We start from the raw sequence: 21,612 nt of genomic DNA on the forward strand, positions 1-21,612 counted from the left end.
CGTCGCCGCAACGCATGGTGGGCACGGGAGTGCCCACCCTACAATAGGTGGTCGTCGAACGACGCGAACCCGAGCAGGTCCGGCTCGTTGGCCGACAGGCCCAGCGTGCGCACGAGCTTGAGCACGTCCTCGCCCTGGATGAAGCTGGCCGATGAACTCGCGGCCAGCAGCTTGTCCGCCGGCTGCGAACGCGCCACGGCATAGCCCTGCACGTAGTCGACGCCGATCTCGGCCAGGGTGCGGATCGTGGCCGCGTCCTCGGCCCATTCGGCGATCGTGCGCATGCCCAGGTTGGCGGCCAGGTTGACGATCGCTTCGACGATCGCGACGTTGGCCGGGTGGGCGTTGATGTTGACGATGAAGTTGCCGTCGATCTTGAGCACGTCGGCCGGCAATTCCTTCAGGTACGAGAACGACGTGTAGCCGGCGCCGAAATCGTCCAGCGCCACCTTCACGCCGAACGCGCGCACCTGGTCGATGAAGCGGCGCGTGTTGTCCAGGTCGTGCAGCGCCACGCTTTCCGTGATCTCCATGCACAGGCGGCTCGCCACGTGCGTGTAGCGCGACAGGATTTCCAGCGTGTCCTGCACGAAGCGCTCGTCGTTGAGCGAGGCGCCCGACAGGTTCATGCACACGAAGCGCGTGTTGACGAGGGACTCGAGATTGTCCTCGATCCACGACAGCGTCGTCGACAGCACCCAGCGGTCGATCACGCCCGCGCGCCCGCTCTTCTCGGCGGCCGCGATCAGGGGTCCCGCCGGGGCCACGCGGCCGTCCGCCTCGCGCATGCGCAGCAGCACCTCGAAGTTCAGCGATTCGTACGGCGCGGTGAGCGACATGATCGGCTGCATCTCGAGGAACATGCCTTCGGTCGCGTCCGGACCGGACAGGCGCGCGACCAGGTTCAATTCGTTGGCGCGTTCCTGGAACGCGTTCGAGCCGCGCTCGTACACGACGAGGCCGTCGCTGTGGCCGCCCTTCGCTTCGCGGCAGGCGCGGTCCGCGGTCGACACGGCATCCTTCATCGGCATGCCCGGCGACACTTCGATCAGGCCGACGGAGCCGCGCACGTGGAACGCCTTGTCGCCCACGCGGTAGGGCGTGCCGCCGATGCGGTCGACGATGCCGCGGCAGATCAGCGACGCCAGCGGGATCGCGGTGTCCGGCATCACGATCACGAATTCGTCGCCGCCCACGCGCCCGATCTTCTGGCCGCCGGCCAGCGTGAGCTCCATGCGCTCGCACACCTGTTTCAGGACTTCGTCGCCGGCCGCGTGGCCGAACAGGTCGTTGATCAGCTTGAAGCGGTCGAGGTCGATGTAGGCCAGCGCCAGCGGCTTGCCCGCGTCGAGCAACTGCGCGGCGCCGTCGAACACTTTTTCGATGCCGCGCCGGTTGAAGACCTTCGTCAGCGGGTCGTTGTTGGCCATGAAACGCAACTGTTCCGTGGCGCGGTATTGCTCGGTGACGTCCTGCAGCACCGCTTCCACGCGTCCCCGCGCGAGCGTGGCGTTGACCATGAAGCGCTGGGCGCCGTCGCGGCTGACGATCTGCATCTCGGCCTCGCTGCGCACGTGCACCTGTTCCAGCAATTCGGACCAAAGGTTGTCCGCGAAGAACTGCTTCCACGACGTGCGGCCGGGGACGATGTCGGGCATGCCCAGCATCTTGCGCATGGCCGGGTTGGCGCTCACGATGTTGCCGTACATGTCGAGCGTGAACAGGCCGACGGGCATCGCCTCGAACGCATGCTCCAGCTTTTCCTGGGCTTCCCTGCGCTTCTGGGTCTCCATGCGCATCTGCTCGGCCACGGCCAGGGCGGCCAGCAGGCTCGACGCGAGGGCCGCCGTGACGCTGTTGATCACGTCCAGCACCTGGTGCATGCCGAGCGCCGCCGACACCACCTCGGCCAGCGACGCCACGTACGTCAGCGCGAACGAAGCCGCGAACCAGCCCGCCACGCGGTTGCGCGAACGCAGGATGATCGTCAGCAGGCCCAGCGTCATCAGCGTGAACCCGAAGGCCATGATCACCCACAGCATCGGCAGGAAGGTCCCGTACGGCAGCGTCACGGCGCCGATGAGCAGCGGGATGCACGCCCATTGCGTGATGCGCAGCGGGATGGCCCAGCGCGTCTCGACGAGGTCGTCGCGGAACAGCGCCTGGTACAGCGTGAGCGTGGACACGCCGTACAGCGCGATGGTCAGCGCGCGGCTCAGCAGCATCCATTGCGGGGGCACCATCATGCCCAGCCACTGGGTGTCCCAGCCGGCCGACAGGCCGGCGATGCGCAGGTTCAGGATCAGCCAGCCGGCGAACAGGACGTACAGCGGCTGGCGGTTGATGAGGGCCGTGATCAGCACGAACAGCGCCAGCACGATCATGCCGCCGTCGAGCAGGCCCGACTTGCGGTGATACCCTTCGACGGACAGGTCGAACTGCGTTTCCGGCCATTGCACGACGTTCACGCGCGCCGGTCCGGCGAACGTGCCGCGGCACAGGATCTCGCGCGGCAGCTCGGGCAGCTGCAAGACGAAGCCGGCCTTCGCCGTGTACAGGTACGGCGTGCCCGCGTCGCGCGTGGCCGTGCCGAGCGGCTGCAGGGTGGTCGCGTCCCAGCAGGCGAGGTCGACCGCGTGGCGCGACGGGAATTCGATGACGTCGCCGACGGCGCTGCCCGGCGCGCGCGGGCGCGTGCTGAAACGGAACCAGACGGGCGCCTCGGACAAGTGTGTGTCGAAGTACGACACCGGGATGGCGGTGTGCAGGCGCGCATTGGCCGCGGCCGGGGACAACGGGGCCGTCTCCTTCAGGACGCGGATGTCGCGCGCATCGCTGCTGCCGGCCACGTACTGGTTGTCCCAGCACAGCAGGGCCACGACGGAAACGACGCCGATCGCGATCGGAATCAGGTAATAAGCGAACGCCCGGAATATCTGGTCCAACGCGTACTGCGCCAGGCCCGGCAATTTCCAGCGGCCGGATGATGTGAATTGCATGAGTATCTGCGAATAATCGTTTCGCAAGGATACCGCGTTAATGTAGTGCCGTCATGCAATTATTGAATCAAGCGACCAGTTCGTAACGATCCGAGGCCTGCGACGCAACATTCGCCCCCCGCGCGCTCGGCTGCGGCGGCCGTACGCCCGTCCGTCCGCTGACGTCGATATCCGGGTGGTAAGTGTGGCAAAAGAAGCTCAGCAGCGGGTGCTGAGCGGCCGTCCAGCGCGCCTCGATCGTCTCGATGTCGAAGGCCATCACCCGGTGCGGGATATTGCCCACGTGGCGCAGCGGGACGAATCCCACCTCCGGAAACACGTCGACGAAGGTCAGTTGCTCGTACTGGCGGTCGATCGGCGCCCGGCCCGTCGCGATGGCCCACGTGATGTCGTTCTGCTGGCAATACAGGACGCCGGCCTTGAGCAGCGCCGTCTTGACGACGCGGCCGATACGGCCGTTGTCCACGCCCAGGCGGCTCATTTCCGCCAGCGGCCGCCCGCGCAGCCAGTCCGGCAGCGCGACCGACTCCTCGACGTGCAGGGGTTCATGCAGATTCGTCTGCATCCGGGCGGTGCCCAGCGGTGCGCCGTCCAGCTTGGATTCGGCCAGGAAAACGATTGCGTCGTCGCCGTAATCAGCGGCTTCGGGGCGGCCCAGCTGACGCGCAAAGTCCGGCACGTGACGGGCATAGGCGGCGTGGCGCACTCGGACGGCCTTCCACAGGTCGGCCTCGTTGTCCACGCGTCGGATCGTGAAGGGCAGGCGTTCCGTCAGCTTGCCCGGCACGCCGAGGGCGTGCACGGGGCGAAGGACGCCGGGGTGGCGCATTTCCATGTTGACTCCTGAGTTGATGTTCAGAAACGTAATTTCCGCTTTGAACTTTATCAATGTTGCAGGGGTTAACAAATTGTCGAAAAAGCGCGTATTTTGCCCCTATTTCAATTTTCAATAAATCACACTCAACAAAGTTAATCTTCCGTCAATTGCCGAGCCAAGCCGCTGACGCGGACCGAACCGCCTCGCGGCATGGCGGCCCGCAGGTCGCGGCTGGCCAGCGCCAGGACGAGATGGTTCGCGCCCGCGTGCGCGAGGGCCGGCGCGATGCGCGGATCGAGGTCGGCATCGTGGTAGCCAAACAACACCCGCGCATCGGCGACGAGTTCCGGCGCGGCCGGGCGGCTCCACGTGGGCGGCGATGCGCTGGACGTCCTTGATGTCGGGTGCTTGCATGGATGTCATCGGTTTCCTTTGCGATCGAATGGATGAATGGATGAAGGTCAGGGCGTCAGCACGGCGGCCAGGCGCGCGGCGAGAAAATCGACCAGCGCCTGCACGCGCGGCGCCAGCGCGCCCTGTTTGTAGAAGACGGCCCACACGGGCTGGGTCCAGGGCAGCGCCGCGTCTTCCAGCAGCGGCACGAGGCGGCCCGCGGCGACGTCGGCGCGCGTGAGGAAGTCCGACAGGCTGACGACGCCGGCGCCCGCCAGCGCGAGGTGGCGGACCGTCTCGCCGCTCGTGGCCGTGACGTGCGGCGCGATGCGCCAGCCGTCCTCGCCGTCCGCGCGCAGCGGCCACGTGTTCAGCGACGCCGGGGCGACGAAGCCGATCAGCCGGTGCCGGGCGAGATCCTCGACGCGCGCGGGAATGCCGTGGCGGTCGAGGTACGCGGGCGCGGCCAGCACGCGGATGCGGCTGCGTCCCAGCCCGCGCGCGTTCAGCGTGGAATCGGGCAGGTCGCCGATGCGGATCGCGACGTCGGCCCTTTCCTCGATCAGGTCGACGACCGTCTCGCCGCTGGCCAGCTCCAGCTGCACCTGCGGATAGGCGTCGAGGAAATCCGGCAGCAGCGGCGCGATCAGGTGGTCCAGCACGGGGGTGGCGGCGTTCACGCGCACGAGGCCCGCGGGCTGCGCGCGCGCGTGGGCGGCCTGGCGCTCGGTCTCGTCCAGGTCGGCGAGGATGCGGCGCGCCCGGCCCAGCAGCCAGCCGCCTTCCCCGGTGAGGTCGAGGCGACGCGTCGTGCGGTGGATGAGCGTCATGCCGAGCTGCCGCTCCAGGCGGGCGACGGTGCGCGACACGCCGGACGGCGTCTGCCCCAGGCGTTCGGCCGCCCCCGAGAACGAGCCGGTGTCGATCACGGCCACGAAGGCGGTCAACGCTGCCACGTCCAGCATTTTTGCTCCCAGGTCAAAAGTCTATTGTACGGCGGCGGGTTTTTCTTTGCGGACGCGGCGGCCAGAATGCGCCATCGTCCACGGCATCGACAAGGAGAACACCATGCCTCTCGCCTTATGGGCGCTCACGCTGAGCGCCTTCGCCATCGGCACGACGGAATTCGTGATCGTCGGCCTCATTCCCACCATCGCCGCCAGCCTGCGCGTGTCCGTGCCGTCCGCCGGCCTGCTCGTGAGCCTGTATGCGCTCGGCGTCGCCGTCGGCGCGCCGGTGCTGACCGCCCTCACCGGCCGCGTGCCGCGCAAGACGCTGCTGCTGGGCCTCATGCTGCTGTTCACGGCCGGGAACCTGACCGCGTGGCTGGCCCCCGGCTACGCCGCCCTGATGGCCGCGCGCGTGCTGACGGGGCTCGCGCACGGCGTCTTCTTCTCGATCGGTTCGACGATCGCGACGAGCCTCGTGCCCAAGGAAAAAGCGGCCAGCGCCATCGCCCTGATGTTCAGCGGCCTGACCGTCGCCCTCGTCACCGGCGTGCCGCTCGGGACGTTCATCGGTCAGCGTTTCGGCTGGCAGACGACGTTCCTGGCCGTCGCGCTGCTGGGCGTCGTGGCATTCGCCGGCATCGCCCTGCTCGTCCCGCGCGGCATTGCCGGCAGCGCGCCCGCGGGCCTGCTCACGCAATTGGCGGTGTTGAAGAAACCGCGCCTGCTGCTCGTGTACGCGATGACGGCGCTGGGCTATGGCGGCTCGTTCATCGCCTTCACGTACTTGGCGCCCATCCTGGAACGGGTCGCCGGTTTTGCGCCGGACAGCGTCGGCCTCGTGATGCTCGTGTACGGCGTGTCGGTCGCCTTCGGCAACATCTGGGGCGGCCGGCTGGCGGACCGCAAGGGCCCCGTGCGCGCCCTGCAGATCGTGTTCGCGCTGCTGGCCGCCGTGCTGTTCGTCCTCGACGTCACGGCCGCGCACAAGATCGCCGTCCTCGCCACGGTGCTGGCCTGGGGCGCGGTCGCCTTCGGCAACGTGCCGGGCCTGCAGGTCTACGTCGTGCGCCGCGCCGAGATCGACGCGCCGCGCGCCGTGGACGTGGCCTCCGGCTTGAACATCGCCGCGTTCAACGTCGGCATCGCCCTCGGCGCCTGGGGCGGCGGCCTGATCGTCGCGCACCTGGGCCTGATGCACACGCCGTGGATCGGCGGCCTGGTCGTCGCCGGCGCGCTCGCCCTCACGACGTTCGCGGGCTGGCTGGACCGCCGCGATCCCGCGCCGCAGCCGGACCGCGCGGCGCGCCCCGAACGGGTCGCCGCCATGCATTGATGCGTCGTCGAACGAAGATGGGCCGTTATTTGTCCAGCTCGCCGTAATGGCGGAAAATGCCTTCCTCGTTGAAGGGCAGCCGCCGCCTGGATTTCAGGTAGGCCGCGATGCGCGGCCGCGCGGCCACCCGGTCGTGCAGCGCCGTCAACAGCGGGTAGCCCGCGTCGATGCGGGCCAGCGCCTTGGGAAAGGCGTAACGCAGGCCGGCGACGAGCTGGAACAGCGACAGGTCGGCATACGTGACCGCGTCGCCCAGCAGATAGTCTTTCGGCTCGGGCCGGGCCAGCAGGTTCTCGAACCAGTCGAAGAATTTCGGGATGCGCGTGTCGATGAAGTCGGCCGCGCGGCGCTTGGCTTCCGGGCGCTGGTCCTCGAAGTACAGCGACGGGGCGATCGGATGATGGGTGTCGTGCGCCTCCGCCACGATGTCGGCGATGGTCAGCTGGATCTGGTTCACCCAAAATTTCCCCTGCGCATCCTGCGGCGTCAGCCCGTGGCGCTCGCCCAGGAACATCAGGATGTTGGCGGTCTGGCCCACCGTCACGTCGCCCGCCTTCAGGAACGGCGGCGCGAACGACGGATGGTCGGCGCCATCCATCGCCGCCATCATGCGCGCCATGCCGCCCGGCTCGCGCGCCACGTCGACGTAGTGCACGCCCGCCTCTTCCAGCGCCAGGCGCACGAATTCGCCGCGGCCCTGGATGCTCGGCCAGTAAAAAAGTTCATACACCATGCCATGCTCCTCAACTTGTTCGGTCTGACTCAATTATCGAGCAGCTTTTCGATGTTCGGCGCGGCAATCGTGCTAGTCTTGCGTTTGGCACTTGCCTGACAAAAGATCAACAAAGAGAGACATGAAGACAATAAAAGGGATGGAGAGAACGAGTTACCGATGGCACCTATCTTGATTTACTGAACAATTATCTTCCGTTGAGTAATCCGCCCGCCAGAACGGTGGACGGGACAAGATGAACCACCGATAACGAATTGCCCGGAGCGCACCATGATTTTCGCTCACCTGACCAAACACTGGATGGCCAGCCGGCGCCAGTACAGCCTGTCGTCGTGGGTCCTGTGCATCGCGCGCAGCCTGCGCGTGCTGGCGTATTACCGCGACCACCGCGCATTGTGCCGGCTCGGCGTCTACCGCAACCACGTCGCGGGATCGGCCAACGACGACCTGTTTCACCACCTCAGCCACCGCGACTACCTGATCAAGGGCCTCACCCCGCGCCAGCGCGTGCAGGCCGTGCTGAGCCACTACCGCTTCGAGGAAACGACGTTCAACGACGGCTACCTCGACGCCGTCTACGGCCAGCGCTGCCTCCCCTTGTGGCAGCACGAGGCCGACGGCAGCACCTTCACGATCCAGCTGGAGATGGCGTCGCGCAGCAATGCCGAAGGCGACCTCACCATCGCGCTCATCGCGGACGGCAAATGCCTGCACCGCCTGTCCTTCAGCTGGCTCGAGGGCGACATGGTGGGCGTCGACATGCCCGTCGTCCCCTTCGTCGCGCGCAACCAGGGGCGGTGGATCGATTCCGGCGCCGCGTTCGACGCGTTCGAGCGCGTCTTCCCCAACAACTCGCCCAGCTTCTTCTGCTTCGCGGCCATGCAGGGCATCGCGCTGGCGCTCGGCATGGACAAGGTGGTGGCGATCCGCAGCGAAGCGCACATCGCCTACGACCCGGACCCGGAAAAGCATTTCGCCAACGCGTACGACGGCTTCTGGAAAATCCTCGGCGGCGAGGACATGCCCGGCCGCGACGGCTACCTGATCGCGCTGCCGTTCTACGTCAAGCCGCTGTCCGAGATGCCGTCCAAGCACCGCAAGCGGGCGGCCCTGCGGCGCGAACACTGGCGCCTCATCGGCGACTCGGCCCGCGCCGTCATCCAGCGTCACCTGCTGCACGCCCGGGCTCACGTGGCGCATCCGGCCGCGATCCCAGAGCCGGCCTGAAGGGCGTCGTAGTCGTTCTGCCTATTGACAAACGCACCATCCTGGGGCGCGATATGCTACACTCGCGCCTTCGCTAGGGGTCCTGGGAGTTCGCTTCCCGGGTGAGAGATACCCTTCGTACCTGATCTGGATAATGCCAGCGAAGGAAAGCGCAACGCCATTCCCTCCTTGTTTGCCCTTCCCCGTTGGCTCCGGCTTTAAAAAAAAGCAGCGCGCCCGATCGCCGGCGCGCGAAACGAGCACACCATGAACCGTCATTTGAAGACCACCGCAGCCGCGTACGCCATCGCGCAAGCCTTCGTCGCGAACGCGCACGCGCAGGACACCACCCACCCCGTCGCCGAAGTCGTGGTCACGGGCAACCGCTTCATCGCCGTCGACCGCGCCAGCGTCGGCGGCTTCGGCGAGGCGTCGCTGTTCGACACCCCGGCCTCCATCACCGCCATCGGCCGCACGCAGATGCAGGACCTGTCGATCCGCTCGACGACCGACGCCATGCGCTTCGACGCCTCCGTCGCCGACGCGTACAACGCCGTCGGCTATGCCGAGCAATTCTCGATCCGCGGCTTCGCGCTGGACAACAACTACAGCTACCGCAAGGACGGCTTCGCCATCCCCGGCGACACCCAGATCCCGCTGGAGAACAAGGAACGCATCGAAGTGCTGAAGGGCCTCGCGGGCCTGACGGCCGGCATCGCGACGCCGGGCGGCATCGTCAACTACGTCACCAAGCGCCCGACGGCCGCGCCGCTGCGCTCGGCCACCGTGGAAGTCTCCGAGCGCGGCACCCTGTACGGCACGATCGATCTCGGCGGCCGCTTCGACGACCGCCGCTTCGGCTACCGCATCAACGCGGCCGCCGCCGACCTGCATCCGTACGTGCGCGGCGCGAACGGCGACCGCCAGTTCGTGTCGGCCGCCTTCGACTGGCAGATCACGCCGGATGCGCTGCTCCGGCTGGACATGGATTACCAGCGCAAGGCCCAGATCACGGCGCCCGGCTTCCAGCTGATCCGCAACGAAGCGCTGCCGACGGGCGTGTCGCCGAAGATGCTGCTGAACGACCAGCCGTGGACGCGCCCCGTCAAGACGAAGGACAGCAATCTTGGGCTGCGCTTCGAATACAAGCTGGCGCCGGACTGGCTCGCGACCGTGGCCGCCAACAAGCACTGGTTCAAGCGCGACGACTTCACCGCCTTCCCTTACGGCTGCAGCAACGAGGGCGCCGGCTACTATCCCGGCTACTGCGGCAACGGCGACTACGACGTCTACGACTACCAGAGCACGGGCGAGCGCAAGTCGCCGTGGGGCGTGCAGGCGCAGGTGCAAGGCAAGTTCGCGACGGGCGCGATCCGCCACGCGCTGACCGTCGGCACGTCGTATTCCGAGCGCCACGACAGCTTCGGCGACTACGTGTACGACTACGTCGGCTACAGCAATCTGTGGACCCCGCTCGTGTCGCCGCACGTCCCGGCAGACCGCGTGACGGGCCCCGTGTTCGAGCGCCGCAGCGACGAGGAACGCGCCCTGTTCGCCCAGGACATCGTCGGCCTGGCGAGCGACCTGACCCTGCACGCGGGCCTGCGCCACGTCCAGGTCAAGCGCAGCGAATTCGTCGACGCGGCGACCGGCTACGTGCACAGCGACGATTCCTTCCTGCTGCCGAGCGTCGCCCTCGTATTCCATCCGGGACATGCGTGGAACGTCTACGCCGCCGTCAGCCACGGCCTGCAGCACGGCGGCATCGCGCCGATGCAGACGACGAACGAGAACCAGGTCTTGGCGCCGCAGCGTTCGCACCAGGTCGAGATCGGCGCCAAGGCAGCGCTGGACAACGGCATCGACCTGTCGGCCGCGCTGTTCCAGATCCGCCAGGGCCTGGAGTACACGGATGCGAACAACACGTTCGTCCGCAACGGCCGCGAAACGCACCGCGGCGTCGAGTTGACGGCGCAGGGCAAGGCGACGCCGGCACTGGACTGGAGCCTGTCGTTGATGGCGCTGAACACGCGCCAGGAAGGCACGGGCCAGGCGAGCATCGACGGCAAGCGCGTGACGGACGTCCCCGCGTTCAAGTCGATGGCCTGGGTGCAGTATGCCGTGGACGCCGTGCCCGGCCTGAAGCTGGACGGCACGTGGCAGTACTCGGGCAAGAAGGCGTTCGACGTCGAGAACACGGTGTTCGTGCCGGACTACCACGTGTTCGGCGTGGGCGCGTCGTACGGCGTGAAATGGGGCGCGACGAACGTCACGCTGCGCGCGCGGGCCGAGAACCTGTTCGACAAGTTCTACTGGCGCGACGTGACGCCGGAGCTGGGCGGCTATCTGCTGCCGGGAGCGCCGCGCACGTTCCGGATGTCGGCGCAGTTCGACTTCTGAGCGGGCGTCACGCGCCGGGCGGGCCGATCACGGCCTCGACCTGGCGCATCCGCGCATCCAGCTCTCCCGTCAACAACGTAAACGGAATCCCGCGCGCGTCGAGCACGGCCAGGAGCTGCGCATGCACGCGCAGGCGCACTTCCTCCGACTCGCGCTGCAGGCCGTCCGGCACCCACGGCAGATCGGGTGCCGCGACGAGCGTGAACGCGTAGTCGTGCGCCGCTTCCAAATCCAGCAGCTCGGGCGGCACGCGGCCCCAGTAGATGCGGCTGTACACGGCCGTCATCAACGGCGTCGTGTCGACGAACAGGAAATCGCTCACGCGCGCATCCACGCCGAGCGCCAATTCGCGGTCGCGCTGCGTGCGCGCAATGCCGACCTGGTCGTCCTCGCGCGGCACGCGCGCGTGGACCTCGACGAATTCGCGCAGGTATTCCGGCACCCACAACGTGGCGTAGCGACGCGCCAGCGCGTCCGCCAGCGTCGACTTGCCCGTCGATTCCGCGCCCAGCAGGGCGATCCGGCGCGGCGCCGTCATGCGCCCTCGGCCACCGGCGCGCCGGCGTGCGGTCCCGCGTCCGCGCGCGCGGCGGCCGTCCACGCGCGCAGGCCCAGCACGGCCAGCACCACGAACACGGCATACAGGACGGCCGTCAGGTGCAGGCCCTTGTAGACGTACAGCCCCACGTACAGCACGTCGACGACGATCCACGTGTGCCAGTTCTCGATCTTCTTTTTCGCCGTCAGCAGTTGGCCGAGCAGGCTGCCGGCCGTGAGGAAGCCGTCCATGCGCGGCACGTCCGTGTCCGTGTACGCCTTGAGGAACGCCGACAACGCCAAGAAGCCGACGGCCCAGCCGATCAGCGAGGCGATCCAGCCCCTGCGCGACAGGCGCGTCACCGGCAGCGGCCTGCCGGCGGCGCCGCGCAGCCACTGCCACCAGCCCCAGATCGACGCGGCGATGAACACGCCCTGCAGGCCGGCGTCGCCGTACAGCCGGGCATCGAAGAACACGACGCCGTACGTGGCCGACGAGACGATCGCGAAGAACCAGCCCCAGTGATTGCGCAGGATCGTCAGGACGACCGTCGCGACCGACAGCACGAAGCCGAGCAGCTCGAGCGGCGTGGTGGTAAAGCCAAGCAGGACCAGGGTATCGTTCATGGATGAGGAGATGCGGGCGAGTCGGCGATTATGGAAGGTGGCGCGGGTTTATGCAACCGGCGGACGAGTGTCCGTTTCCGGACACCGGTGCCCGCCGCCGGGCACCGGCGCGGCCGCCTGCATCCCGCGTCACGGGGGAAACGAGGCTGGCACGGGGCTTGCAATACAGGCAGCATCGCAACGCATCGCCGCCGACATCGACTTCGACCATGGACCAGGCCCTCAGTCTCGACATCATCCGCCGCCGCACCCGCCTGCGCGTCGCCACCACGCTCCTGCTGCTCGCCGCCCTGGGCGCCGGCGCATGGGGATTGAACCGCGTGCTGCGGCCCAGCGTCTCCGCCGACGACGTCGTCATCGCCCAGGTCCGGCGCGGCAACGTCGACAACACGATCAATGCGTCCGGCGTCGTCATCCCCGTGCACGAGGAAGTGGTGACGAGTCCGGGCGCGAGCCGCGTGGCGCACGTCCACGCCAAGCCCGGCCAGCAGGTCCGCGCCGGCGACCTGCTGCTGGAACTGGACGACCGCGAGATCCGCCTCGCGCTGGAAGCGTTGAAGGAACAACTGGCGCAGCAGGACGTCCGCATCACGACCCTGACGCAGGACATGCAGCAGAAGCGCACGCAGATCGCCAGCGCCATCGAACTGCTGGAGATCGACCTGCAGGCCGCGCGCGCCACGCTGGAACGCAACCAGAAGCTGCGCGCGAGCGGCCTGGTCTCGGGCGAGAACCTGCTGACGGCGGAACTGAACGTCAAGCGCACCGGGATCCAGCTGCGCCAGCAGCGCGCGCTGCTCGAAGACACGCGCCGCGCCACGGCGACCAACATCGCGGCCGCCGACCTGCAGAAAGCGATCCTGCAAAAGCAGATCGCGCAGCAGGAACAGCTGCTGGACCGCACCCGCGTGCGGGCGCCGTTCACGGGCATGCTGACCTGGCTCGTCGAGGAAGAAGGGGCCAGCGTGGCGGCCGGCCAGCTCGTGGCACGCGTGTCGGAGTCGAACAACTACCGGGTCGAAGCGACGCTGTCCGACTTCCACACGCGCCAGCTCGCGCCCGGGCAGGCCGTGCGCGTGACGCAGAACGGCGAGGTCCTGGCCGGCACGGTCCACACGATTCTGCCGGAAATCCAGAACGGCACGATCAAGCTGCTCGTCGACCTGGCCCAGCCCCGCAACGGCGCCCTGCGCAACAAGATGCGCGTCGACGTCGACGTCGTCACGGCGCGCCGCGCGAACGTGCTGGTGGTCGACAACGGCGCCGCGTTCAACGGCCGCGGACCGCAGCCGGCGTTCGTCGTCGAGGACGGCGTGGCGCGCAAGCGGACCGTCACGCTGGGCGCCAGCGACGGCAAGGCGGTCGAAGTCGTCGCCGGCGCGCGCGCGGGCGAGCGCGTGATCGTCTCGGACACCCGCGCGTTCAAGGACCTGGACGCGATCCGCATTTCGAATTAACGCATTTTCCACACCTACGAGGACACCATGATCAGACTGCACAACGTCAGCAAGACCTACCGCACGGACAAGGTCGAGACGCTGGCATTGAAGGACATCGACCTCTTCATCGACCGCGGCGAATTCGTCGCCATGATGGGGCCCAGCGGCTGCGGCAAGAGCACGCTGCTGAATCTCATCGGCTTGCTGGACCGGCCCGGCCAGGGCAGCGTGGAGATCGGCGGCGCGGCGATCGCCTCGTACCGCGACAAGGAGGTGGCACGGCTGCGCAACCGCACGTTCGGCTTCGTGTTCCAGAGCTTCCACCTGATCCCCGACCTGCGCGTGATCGACAACGTCGAGCTGCCCCTGCTCTACCGCAGCATGTCCGGCGGCGAGCGGCGCCGGCTCGCGCGCGCGGCGCTCGAACGCGTGGGGCTCGGCGCGCGCATGGAGCATTTTCCGAACCAGCTGTCCGGCGGCCAGCAGCAGCGCGTGGCGATCGCGCGCGCCATCGTCGGCCAACCGCAGGTGCTGCTCGCGGACGAGCCGACGGGTAACCTGGACAGCAAGATGGGGGCCGAGGTCATGGACATCCTGCTCAAGCTGAATGCCGAGGGCACGACGGTCGTGATGGTCACGCACGACGAGATTGACGCCCGCCGCGTCGGCCGCATCGTGCGGCTGTTCGACGGCCAGCTGGTGGAACCGGAGCGTCTCCATGCTGCGTAACTACCTGCTGACCGCCTACAAGGTCTTCTTGCGCCGCAAGCTGTTCACGGCGATCAACCTGGCGTGCATCGTGCTCACGCTCGTCGTGCTGATGGTGATCACGGCGCTGCTCCAGACGACGTTCTGGCCGAGCGGCGTGGAGGGCAAGAGCAACCGTTTCCTGCAGGTCTACAGCATCCGCAGCGAGAGCCCCGACGGCAGGAGCACAAGCACCACCCTGCTCGGCTACAAGACCATCGACAAGTACCTGAAGCCGCTGACGGGCGTCGAACGCGTCTCGGCCTTCACGCTGCCCGGCACGGTGTCCGTCTACCAGGGTGACCGCGTGAGCCAGCTCGACATGCGCCGCGTCGACGCCGACTACTGGAAGATCCTGGATTTCCGCGTGCTGGCCGGTCGCCTGCCGAACGAAGACGACGACCGTCTCGGCCGCCTCGTCGCCGTCGTCAACGCGTCGACCGCGCGCCGCCTGTTCCCGGCCGCCTCCGCGGTGGGGCAACGCATCAGCGTGAGCGGGCAGACGTTCGAGATCATCGGCGTGGTCGCGGACGTCATGCACATGAACGCCTATGCGGACATCTGGACGCCGTTGACGACGTTCCCGTCGACCGATTACCAGAATGACCTCACGGGGAATTTCGTCGCCCTGCTGCTGGCGCGCGAACCAAGCGACCTGCCGCGCATCCAGCGCGAAGTCGAACGTGTCGCGACGACCTTCGTCAGCGCCGACCCGCACACCTTTCCGATCACGCGGTTCTGGGCCGACAGCAAACTGGACGTGTTCGCGCGCATCCTCCTGGGCCGGCAGGGCGTCGCCGATTCCGGCGCCTCCCGGCTGCTGCTGATGGTAGGCGCCGGCATGCTGCTGTTCATGCTGCTGCCCGCGCTGAACCTCGTCAACCTGAACATGGGACGCATCATGGAGCGCAGCGCGGAGATCGGCGTGCGCAAGGCATTCGGCGCCACCAGCCTTCAGCTGGCGGGCCAGCTGGTCGTCGAGAACGTGCTGCTGTGCCTCGCGGGAGGCCTGCTCGGCCTCGCGTGCGCCCGGCTCGTGCTGTGGTGGCTCGAAGCGTCGCAGTTGATTCCCTACCTGGAAGTCGGCTTCAACCTGCCCGTGTTCGGCTGCGGCATGCTGCTCGCCCTCGTCTTCGGCCTGCTTTCCGGCGCGCTGCCCGCGTGGAAGATGTCGCGCCTCGATCCCGTCCATGCATTGAAAGGAGCCGCGTGATGCTGCGCCACCTGTTGCGACTCACCTGGAAGCGCAAATCCAGGAACCTGATGCTGAGCCTCGAAATCCTGCTGGCGTTCGCCATCGTGTTCGGCATCGCCGCGTTCGGGCTGCGTTACTGGCAGCTGTACCGCGAACCGATCGGCTTCGACGGCACCGACGCGTGGTCGGTCACGATGCTGTTCTCCGACGCGTCCACCGAGACGATCACGCCCGACACCTACGACCTGCTGCGCCGCAGCCTGCGCGAGCTGCCCGAAGTGCGCGCCGTCGGTTTTGCCACTCACGCGCCGTACACCTTGTCGACCTGGACCACCCACTTCAAGTCGCCGCAGACCGGCGTCGGCGTGATGACGGACACCATCGACCTGAGCGACGACGTCGCCGCCGCGCTCGGCGTGCACCTGACGGCCGGCCGCTGGTTCGACGCCACCGACGACGGCCAGGCGGAGCTTCCCGCGGTGCTGAACCGGCGCATGGCGGCCGCGTTGTTCTCCGGCCGGCCGGCGCTGGGCCAGCGCTTCACGAGCGCGGACCCCGGTCCGCCCCGCGTCTACCGGGTCGTGGGCCTCGTCGAGGATTTCCGCAACAAGGGGCCGTTCATGACGCCGACGAACTTCGTCATCACCCGCTTCGCGCCGCAGACGAGCAAGTCGCGCGTACGTACCATCCTGCTGAAGGTCGCGCCTGGCACGCCGCGCGCGTTCGAGGAAAAGCTGAACCAGCGGCTGAAACTGGTCCGCAACGACTGGTCGTACGAGATCGCCCCCCTGTCCTCGATGCGCGCCACGCTGCTGAAGGAAGAGCTGGTGCCGCTGGCCGTCGTCGCCGTGATCGCCGCGTTCATGCTGCTGATGGTCGCCTTCGGCCTGTTCGGCGTGCTGTGGCAGAACACGACGCGGCGCATTCCCGAGATCGGCCTGCGCCGCGCCATCGGCGCCTGCGCCGGCGACATCTACCGCCAGATCGTGTTCGAACAGCTGCTCCTCTGTTCCTTCGCGGTGGCCGTCGGCCTCGTCCTGCTCGTGCAGCTGCCGCTGACCGGCGCGCTGGGCGACTCGCTGAACTGGCCCGTGTTCGCGGGCGCCGCCCTGCTGTCGATGGCGGTTATCTATCTGCTATCCTTCGTGTGCTCGCTCTACCCGGGCTGGCGCGCGAGCCGGCTCGATCCCGCCGCGGCACTGCATTACGAATAAAAGGCATCCATGGAACTACAACGCAGGCGGCGCGTACTGGTCGTCGACGACGACCAGGCCGTCCAGGTCTCGCTGGCCCTGCTCCTCAAGCAGGCCGGCTTCGACGCGGCATGCGCGGACGGCCCGCGCGACGCGCTCGCGCAACTCGCCGCGGCGCCGTTCGATCTCGTCCTGCAGGACATGAACTTCTCGCTGCAGACGAGCGGCGCGGAAGGACTCGACCTGCTGGAGCGCATCAAGGCCGCACACCCGGCCCTGCCGGTGCTGCTGATGACGGCGTGGGGCTCGATCGCGCTGGCCGTGCGCGGCGTGAAGGCCGGCGCCGCCAACTTCTTCACCAAGCCCTGGGACAACGCCCAGCTGGTCGACCTGATCGAAGCGACACTGGACGTCGGCGCGGCCGCCGCGCCGCCGGGCCGCACGCGCGCGGCGCTGGACGCGAAGTACGACTTCGCGGGCATCGTCGGCGAGCACCCGAGGCTCCTGAAGGTGCTGGAGACGATCGCCCAGGTCGCGGCCACGCGCGCGCCCGTGCTGATCCTCGGCGAGAGCGGCACGGGCAAGGAGCTCATCGCGGACGCCATCCACCGCAACAGCCCGCGCCGGCCAGCCCCCATCGTCAAGATCAATATGGGCGCCATCGCGACGTCGCTGTTCGAGAGCGAGATGTTCGGCCACGTGCGCGGCGCCTTCACGGACGCGAAGACCGACCGCAAGGGCCACGTCGCGAGCGCCGACGGCGGCACCTTGTTCCTCGACGAGATCGGGGAGTTGAACCGCGGCGACCAGGTCAAGCTGCTGCGCGTGCTGCAGGACCAGCGCTACCAGCCCGTGGGCGCGAGCCGCGCCGAGCAGGCCGACGTGCGCGTCATCTCGGCCACCAACCGCGAACTGGCGGAGCTGGTGGCCGCCGGCGACTTCCGCGAAGACCTGTTCTACCGCCTGAACCTGATCACGATCCGCCTGCCGCCGCTGCGCGAACGGCGCAGCGACATCCCGCTGCTCTCGCGCCACATCGTCGCCCACGTCGCGGACAGCTACGGCATCGCCGCCGTCGGCCTCGCGCCGCAAGCGCTGGACTGGCTGGCCGCGCAGCCGTGGCCCGGCAACATCCGCCAGCTGAAACAGACATTGGAACGCACGCTTCTGCTGGCCGGCAAGGACGTGCTCACGCAGGCCGACTTCCTGGCCACGAGCGCCGTCGACGACAACGTGCCGGGCACGCGGCTCGGCGTCGACGGCATGACCCTGGACCAGGTGGAGCGGCTGATGATCGAGCAGGCGCTGCGCCAGCATGCCGGCAATATCTCGCGCGTGGCGAAGGCCCTCGGGCTGTCGCGCACGGCGCTGTACCGCCGGCTGGAGCGCCACGGCCTGGGCGACGGCGGCATGCCCCCCGCCGAATGATGCGCATCCGGCTCGGCACCTACGTCCTGGCGCTGCACCTGCCGCTGTTCGGCTGCGCCGCCCTGCTGCTGCCGGCGCGCCCGCTGTGGTTCGTCGGCGCGGAAGCGCTTCTCCTGGCAAGCCTCGCGCTGGGCTGGCGGCTCGTGCGCCAGGCGCTCGAGCCGCTGGGTTACACGCGCCGCTTCCACGACCTGCTGCAGGACCAGCAGTACGCCAACCGCCTGGCCGCGCCGGCATCGCGCGAACTCGAACACCTCGTCGGCACGTTCAACGCGATGCTCGGCGCCCTGCACCGCGAGCGCCTGGCCATCGGCGAGCAGCAGGGCTTCCTCGACCGCCTGCTGGAAGCGACGCCGGTCGCCGTCCTCGTGTTCGACTTCGACGGCGCCGTCAGCCTCGTGAACGCGAGCGCCACGCAGCTCCTCGGGCTGGAGCGGCCGCAGGGCCGGCCATTGTCGGCGTGGACCGGCGCCGATGCCGGCTTCGCGGCGAATCTCGACGGACGCGCCCGCGCGCGCAGCCGCCATCTCATCGCCGGGCTGGACGCGCTGCCGCTGGGCGAATCGCGGCTGCTGACGGACCTCGACGGCCGCCGCTACCGCGCCCAGCGCGGCCAGTTCCACGACCGCGGCTTCGCGCGCCACTTCCTGATGGTCGAGGAACTGACGGCGGAACTGGAAGATTCGGAGCGCTCGACGTACGAGCGCCTGATCCGCGTGCTCGCGCATGAAGTGAACAACACGGTGGCGGCGACGGGTTCCGTGCTCGATTCCCTGCTGTTCTACCGTGGCCAGCTGGCGGAGCCGGATGCCGGCGACTTCGCCACGGCCATCGTCGCCGTCCGGCGCCGCAACGCGAGCCTGGGCGAATTCATCGAGCGCTTCACGAAGGTCGTCAGGATGCCGCCGCCGGAGCCGCGCCCGACCGACGTCAAGGCCGTCGTCGACGACATCCTGTGGCTGAACCGCGAAGCCTGCAACGGCCGCGGCATCGCGCTGGGCTGGCACCGCTGCGACGCGGTCGCGCCGCTGGCGCTGGACGCGCAGCTGATCGAGCAGGCGCTGCTCAACATCGTCAAGAACGCGATCGAGGCGATCGACGAGGCCGGCGCGCCGGGCGGCTACGTGCGGCTGGAGCTCGCGGACGAAGGCCGGCGCGTGCGGCTGTCCGTCGTCGATTCCGGCGGCCTGCTGGCGGCCGGCCCCGCGCGGCCGCTGTTCACGCCGTTCTTCACGACGAGGAAAGGCGGCCAGGGGATCGGCCTGATGTTCGTGCGCGAGGTGTTGCAGCGGCACGGGTGCACATATTCGTTGGCGCCGGGCGCGCCGGGGGAGACGCGGTTCGACATCTGGTTTCCGGTACGGTGATGCGGACGTTTGGTGGGCGCGGGGCGCCCACCATGCACACCGTCAGCTCTTCGGATACTTGATGGTCATCTCGCGCAGCACGTTGTCCGCATGATCGACCTCCTTCATCACCCACAGCATGTAGCGGATGTCGACGTGGATGGCCCGCGTGATCACCGGATCGAAGTACCAGTCCTTCGTGATCGATTCATACGTCGAATCGAAGTTCAGGCCCACGAGTTCGCCCCGCTTGTTCATCACGGCGGATCCCGAATTACCGCCCGTCGTGTCGGCGCTCGACAGGAAGTCCACGGGCACCGTGCCGAGCACCGGATCCTTGAACCGGCCGTAGCGCTTGGCGCGGATCGCCTGCAGCAGCGCCTGCGGCGCGTCGAACGGCGCCTTGCCCGTCTGCTTCTCGAGGATGCCTTCCACCGTGGTGAACGGTCCCTTGAGGATGCCGTCGCGCGGGCTGTACGGCGCCACGGTGCCGTAGGTGACGCGCAACGTGCCGTTGGCGTCCGGGTAGACCGGCTTGCCCTGCGATTTCTTCCACGCGATGACGGCGTCCATGTACTGCGGGACGATGCGTTCCAAGTTGCCGTCCACTTCCTTGCGGCGCTCTTCCAGCGCCATGCCGGCGTCGTGCATGCGCACGGCCAGCTCGATGAACGGGTCGTTCGACTTGCGGAACGCGTCGGCGTCGCGGCCGATCCACGCCAGGCGCTTGGCCGTGTCGCCCAGCTCCGTGCCCTTGTACAGCGGCGCCAGCGCGTTCTGCGCGGGCAGCACCGCGTCGAGGCCGTGCGGGCGGACCTTCGGATCGATCTTGCCGTAGCGGATCAGCGCGGCCTGCCAGCGCGCCTGGTCGACGCTGGGCGCGAACGATTGCTCGAGGCGCGTCAGGCGCGCCTTGATGAAGGCGACGTCGCGGTCCTGGTAGCCCGCGGCGCGCTGGGCATCCGGCTTCTGGTGTTCCAGCGCCAGGCGGTACAAGGTGCGCGCGCTCTTGAGCAGGTCGCTGTGCGTCGCTTCCATCCAGGCCGTCTCCTCCCGCGTCGTCGCCATGTCGGCGGCGATGGCGGCGTCCAGATCGGCCAGCAGGTTCTTCGGTCCCCGGTAGTTGTTCTCATGGACGTGGTGCTTGTACCAGGCGCGGAATTCGGCGTCCTGGGCATCCTTGATGGCGGCGATGTCCTTGCGCGCAAAGCCGTCCAGCAGGCCACGCGTCTTCTTCAGCACGTTGTGCAGGCTCTTCGACACGCTGGCGTAGCGCACCGTGTAGTCCGGATTGCCCATCGTGGCGGCCGCGATCACGCACAGGTCGGCCGTGATCGACGCCACCTTGGCGGGATAGTCGACGTCGCGCGCGAAGCGGATCTCGGCCGGCAGCTTGTAGCGGCTCGTGCGGCCCGGATAGCCGGCCAGGAGGATCGCATCGCCCGCCTTGAGGCCCTCGGCCGAGACGACGAGGAAGCTCTTCGATTTGTACGGCACGTTGTCCGGCGACGGATCGGCCGGACGGCCGTCGCGGCCGACATAGGCGCGCAGGAACGAAAAGTCGCCGGCGTGGCGCGGGAATTCGAAGTTGTCGACGTCGCCGCCGAAATCGCCCACGCTGTTGGCCGGCGCGTAGACGAGCCGCACGTCGCGGATCAGCAGTTGCTTGATGCGGTAGTACGCGCCGCCGCGGTTGAACGCGGGGACCGAGCAGCGGAACGCCTTGTCGCTCTCGCATTCGGCGATGAGGGCCTTGATGCGGGCCTCGACCTGCTCGTGGCGCGCGCGGCCGGACAGATTGTGCGCGAGGCCTTTCAGCACGCGGTCCGTCACGTTCTCGACCTTCTCCGTCACGTAGATCATCGTGTTCGGGCCGCCCGGCAGTTCTTCCGCGCGCGTCTTCGCGAGGAAGCCGTTGGCGATGTAATTGTGTTCCGGGGTCGAATTGCGCTGGATGGCGCCGTAGCCGCAATGGTGGTTCGTGACGACGAGACCGTCCGGCGACACGAACGACGCCGAACAGCCGGGCGTCGCGACGATGGCGCTCATCGGATGCGCCGACAGGTCCGCGAGACGCTCGGCCGGAATCGTGATGCCGATGCGTTTCAGCTCGGACTTCAGCTGCGGCAGCTGGTGCGGCTGCCACTGGCCCTCGTCGGCGCCGGCGGCGGCGGCGACACCCAGCAGGGCGACGGGAAGGACGACGGATTTGAACAAGACAACCTCGGATGCGAAAACACGACCACGAGTATATCGTCTGCATGTCTTG

Annotated in this window: 17 protein-coding genes and 1 riboswitch; of the genes, 9 read left to right on the forward strand and 8 right to left on the reverse strand. The window is 68.1% G+C overall.

What is annotated here, in order from left to right; translation table 11 throughout:
• Positions 1-38: 38 nt before the first annotated feature.
• From ISF28_RS11135 to ISF28_RS11150, 4 genes are all read right to left on the reverse strand, one after another.
• Complete coding sequence (locus ISF28_RS11135; protein ID WP_198117256.1) at positions 39-2,999, reverse strand: putative bifunctional diguanylate cyclase/phosphodiesterase; 2,961 nt, start codon at positions 2,997-2,999, stop codon at positions 39-41.
• Between the two features lie 67 nt (positions 3,000-3,066).
• Positions 3,067-3,834, reverse strand: a complete 768-nt coding sequence (locus ISF28_RS11140; RefSeq protein ID WP_198117257.1) for a hypothetical protein — start codon at positions 3,832-3,834, stop codon at positions 3,067-3,069.
• A 134-nt stretch (positions 3,835-3,968) separates the two neighbouring features.
• Positions 3,969-4,139 carry a hypothetical protein gene (locus ISF28_RS11145; protein ID WP_370663420.1) on the reverse strand — a complete coding sequence of 57 codons (171 nt, stop codon included), beginning with the start codon at positions 4,137-4,139 and terminating at the stop codon, positions 3,969-3,971.
• 138 nt (positions 4,140-4,277) lie between these two features.
• On the reverse strand, positions 4,278-5,174 hold the full coding sequence (locus tag ISF28_RS11150) for a LysR family transcriptional regulator (RefSeq protein ID WP_198117258.1): 897 nt from the start codon (positions 5,172-5,174) through the stop codon (positions 4,278-4,280).
• A 103-nt stretch (positions 5,175-5,277) separates the two neighbouring features.
• Here ISF28_RS11150 and ISF28_RS11155 point away from each other — a divergent pair, with 103 nt between their 5' ends.
• The gene (locus tag ISF28_RS11155; RefSeq protein ID WP_198117259.1) at positions 5,278-6,492 is read left to right on the forward strand and encodes an MFS transporter; all 1,215 of its coding nucleotides are present in this window, start codon (positions 5,278-5,280) and stop codon (positions 6,490-6,492) included.
• 25 nt (positions 6,493-6,517) lie between these two features.
• Here ISF28_RS11155 and ISF28_RS11160 read toward each other — a convergent pair whose 3' ends face one another.
• Positions 6,518-7,225 carry a glutathione S-transferase gene (locus ISF28_RS11160; RefSeq protein ID WP_198117260.1) on the reverse strand — a complete coding sequence of 236 codons (708 nt, stop codon included), beginning with the start codon at positions 7,223-7,225 and terminating at the stop codon, positions 6,518-6,520.
• A gap of 270 nt (positions 7,226-7,495) precedes the next feature.
• On the opposite strand from ISF28_RS11160, the gene ISF28_RS11165 reads away from it, so the two are divergent.
• Together ISF28_RS11165 and ISF28_RS11170 are read left to right on the forward strand one after the other, a co-directional pair.
• Complete coding sequence (locus tag ISF28_RS11165; protein ID WP_198117261.1) at positions 7,496-8,452, forward strand: DUF535 family protein; 957 nt, start codon at positions 7,496-7,498, stop codon at positions 8,450-8,452.
• A 65-nt stretch (positions 8,453-8,517) separates the two neighbouring features.
• A riboswitch (TPP riboswitch) is annotated at positions 8,518-8,617 on the forward strand.
• Between the two features lie 81 nt (positions 8,618-8,698).
• A complete protein-coding gene (locus ISF28_RS11170; RefSeq protein WP_198117262.1) occupies positions 8,699-10,831 on the forward strand; it encodes a TonB-dependent siderophore receptor in 2,133 nt (710 codons plus the stop codon).
• 7 nt (positions 10,832-10,838) lie between these two features.
• Here ISF28_RS11170 and ISF28_RS11175 read toward each other — a convergent pair whose 3' ends face one another.
• Positions 10,839-11,369 carry an AAA family ATPase gene (locus ISF28_RS11175; RefSeq protein WP_198117263.1) on the reverse strand — a complete coding sequence of 177 codons (531 nt, stop codon included), beginning with the start codon at positions 11,367-11,369 and terminating at the stop codon, positions 10,839-10,841.
• Complete coding sequence (gene pnuC, locus ISF28_RS11180; RefSeq protein ID WP_198117264.1) at positions 11,366-11,995, reverse strand: nicotinamide riboside transporter PnuC; 630 nt, start codon at positions 11,993-11,995, stop codon at positions 11,366-11,368. Before pnuC ends, ISF28_RS11175 begins: the two co-directional genes overlap by 4 nt.
• 209 nt (positions 11,996-12,204) lie before the next feature.
• On the opposite strand from pnuC, the gene ISF28_RS11185 reads away from it, so the two are divergent.
• From ISF28_RS11185 to ISF28_RS11210, 6 genes are read left to right on the forward strand one after another with little or no spacing between them, the layout of a single operon-like run.
• Complete coding sequence (locus ISF28_RS11185; RefSeq protein WP_198117265.1) at positions 12,205-13,452, forward strand: efflux RND transporter periplasmic adaptor subunit; 1,248 nt, start codon at positions 12,205-12,207, stop codon at positions 13,450-13,452.
• 27 nt (positions 13,453-13,479) lie between these two features.
• The gene (locus ISF28_RS11190; protein ID WP_198117266.1) at positions 13,480-14,163 is read left to right on the forward strand and encodes an ABC transporter ATP-binding protein; all 684 of its coding nucleotides are present in this window, start codon (positions 13,480-13,482) and stop codon (positions 14,161-14,163) included.
• Positions 14,153-15,394, forward strand: a complete 1,242-nt coding sequence (locus tag ISF28_RS11195) for an ABC transporter permease (protein ID WP_198117267.1) — start codon at positions 14,153-14,155, stop codon at positions 15,392-15,394. Before ISF28_RS11190 ends, ISF28_RS11195 begins: the two co-directional genes overlap by 11 nt.
• The gene (locus tag ISF28_RS11200) at positions 15,394-16,590 is read left to right on the forward strand and encodes an ABC transporter permease (protein ID WP_198117268.1); all 1,197 of its coding nucleotides are present in this window, start codon (positions 15,394-15,396) and stop codon (positions 16,588-16,590) included. The genes ISF28_RS11195 and ISF28_RS11200 overlap by 1 nt, the downstream gene beginning before the upstream one ends.
• 9 nt (positions 16,591-16,599) lie before the next feature.
• Positions 16,600-17,997 carry a sigma-54-dependent transcriptional regulator gene (locus ISF28_RS11205; RefSeq protein ID WP_198117269.1) on the forward strand — a complete coding sequence of 466 codons (1,398 nt, stop codon included), beginning with the start codon at positions 16,600-16,602 and terminating at the stop codon, positions 17,995-17,997.
• Positions 17,994-19,364 carry a sensor histidine kinase gene (locus ISF28_RS11210; protein WP_198117270.1) on the forward strand — a complete coding sequence of 457 codons (1,371 nt, stop codon included), beginning with the start codon at positions 17,994-17,996 and terminating at the stop codon, positions 19,362-19,364. Before ISF28_RS11205 ends, ISF28_RS11210 begins: the two co-directional genes overlap by 4 nt.
• A gap of 42 nt (positions 19,365-19,406) precedes the next feature.
• Here ISF28_RS11210 and ISF28_RS11215 read toward each other — a convergent pair whose 3' ends face one another.
• A complete protein-coding gene (locus tag ISF28_RS11215) occupies positions 19,407-21,560 on the reverse strand; it encodes a S46 family peptidase (protein WP_198117271.1) in 2,154 nt (717 codons plus the stop codon).
• Between the last annotated feature and the right edge of the window lie 52 nt (positions 21,561-21,612).

The organism is Massilia rhizosphaerae, from assembly GCF_016093545.1.
GTDB lineage: Bacteria > Pseudomonadota > Gammaproteobacteria > Burkholderiales > Burkholderiaceae_D > Telluria > Telluria rhizosphaerae.

Excerpts from the sequence above, each read along its gene's own strand:
- ISF28_RS11195 (WP_198117267.1), top strand. The coding sequence starts at position 14,153 with ATGCTGCGTAACTACCTGCTGACCGCCTACAAGGTCTTCTTGCGCCGC.
- ISF28_RS11135 (WP_198117256.1), bottom strand. The coding sequence starts at position 2,999 with ATGCAATTCACATCATCCGGCCGCTGGAAATTGCCGGGCCTGGCGCAG.
- ISF28_RS11210 (WP_198117270.1), top strand. The coding sequence starts at position 17,994 with ATGATGCGCATCCGGCTCGGCACCTACGTCCTGGCGCTGCACCTGCCG.
- ISF28_RS11205 (WP_198117269.1), top strand. The coding sequence starts at position 16,600 with ATGGAACTACAACGCAGGCGGCGCGTACTGGTCGTCGACGACGACCAG.
- ISF28_RS11175 (WP_198117263.1), bottom strand. The coding sequence starts at position 11,369 with ATGACGGCGCCGCGCCGGATCGCCCTGCTGGGCGCGGAATCGACGGGC.
- ISF28_RS11190 (WP_198117266.1), top strand. The coding sequence starts at position 13,480 with ATGATCAGACTGCACAACGTCAGCAAGACCTACCGCACGGACAAGGTC.
- pnuC (WP_198117264.1), bottom strand. The coding sequence starts at position 11,995 with ATGAACGATACCCTGGTCCTGCTTGGCTTTACCACCACGCCGCTCGAG.
- ISF28_RS11185 (WP_198117265.1), top strand. The coding sequence starts at position 12,205 with ATGGACCAGGCCCTCAGTCTCGACATCATCCGCCGCCGCACCCGCCTG.
- ISF28_RS11165 (WP_198117261.1), top strand. The coding sequence starts at position 7,496 with ATGATTTTCGCTCACCTGACCAAACACTGGATGGCCAGCCGGCGCCAG.
- ISF28_RS11170 (WP_198117262.1), top strand. The coding sequence starts at position 8,699 with ATGAACCGTCATTTGAAGACCACCGCAGCCGCGTACGCCATCGCGCAA.
- ISF28_RS11155 (WP_198117259.1), top strand. The coding sequence starts at position 5,278 with ATGCCTCTCGCCTTATGGGCGCTCACGCTGAGCGCCTTCGCCATCGGC.
- ISF28_RS11140 (WP_198117257.1), bottom strand. The coding sequence starts at position 3,834 with ATGGAAATGCGCCACCCCGGCGTCCTTCGCCCCGTGCACGCCCTCGGC.
- ISF28_RS11150 (WP_198117258.1), bottom strand. The coding sequence starts at position 5,174 with ATGCTGGACGTGGCAGCGTTGACCGCCTTCGTGGCCGTGATCGACACC.
- ISF28_RS11160 (WP_198117260.1), bottom strand. The coding sequence starts at position 7,225 with ATGGTGTATGAACTTTTTTACTGGCCGAGCATCCAGGGCCGCGGCGAA.
- ISF28_RS11200 (WP_198117268.1), top strand. The coding sequence starts at position 15,394 with ATGCTGCGCCACCTGTTGCGACTCACCTGGAAGCGCAAATCCAGGAAC.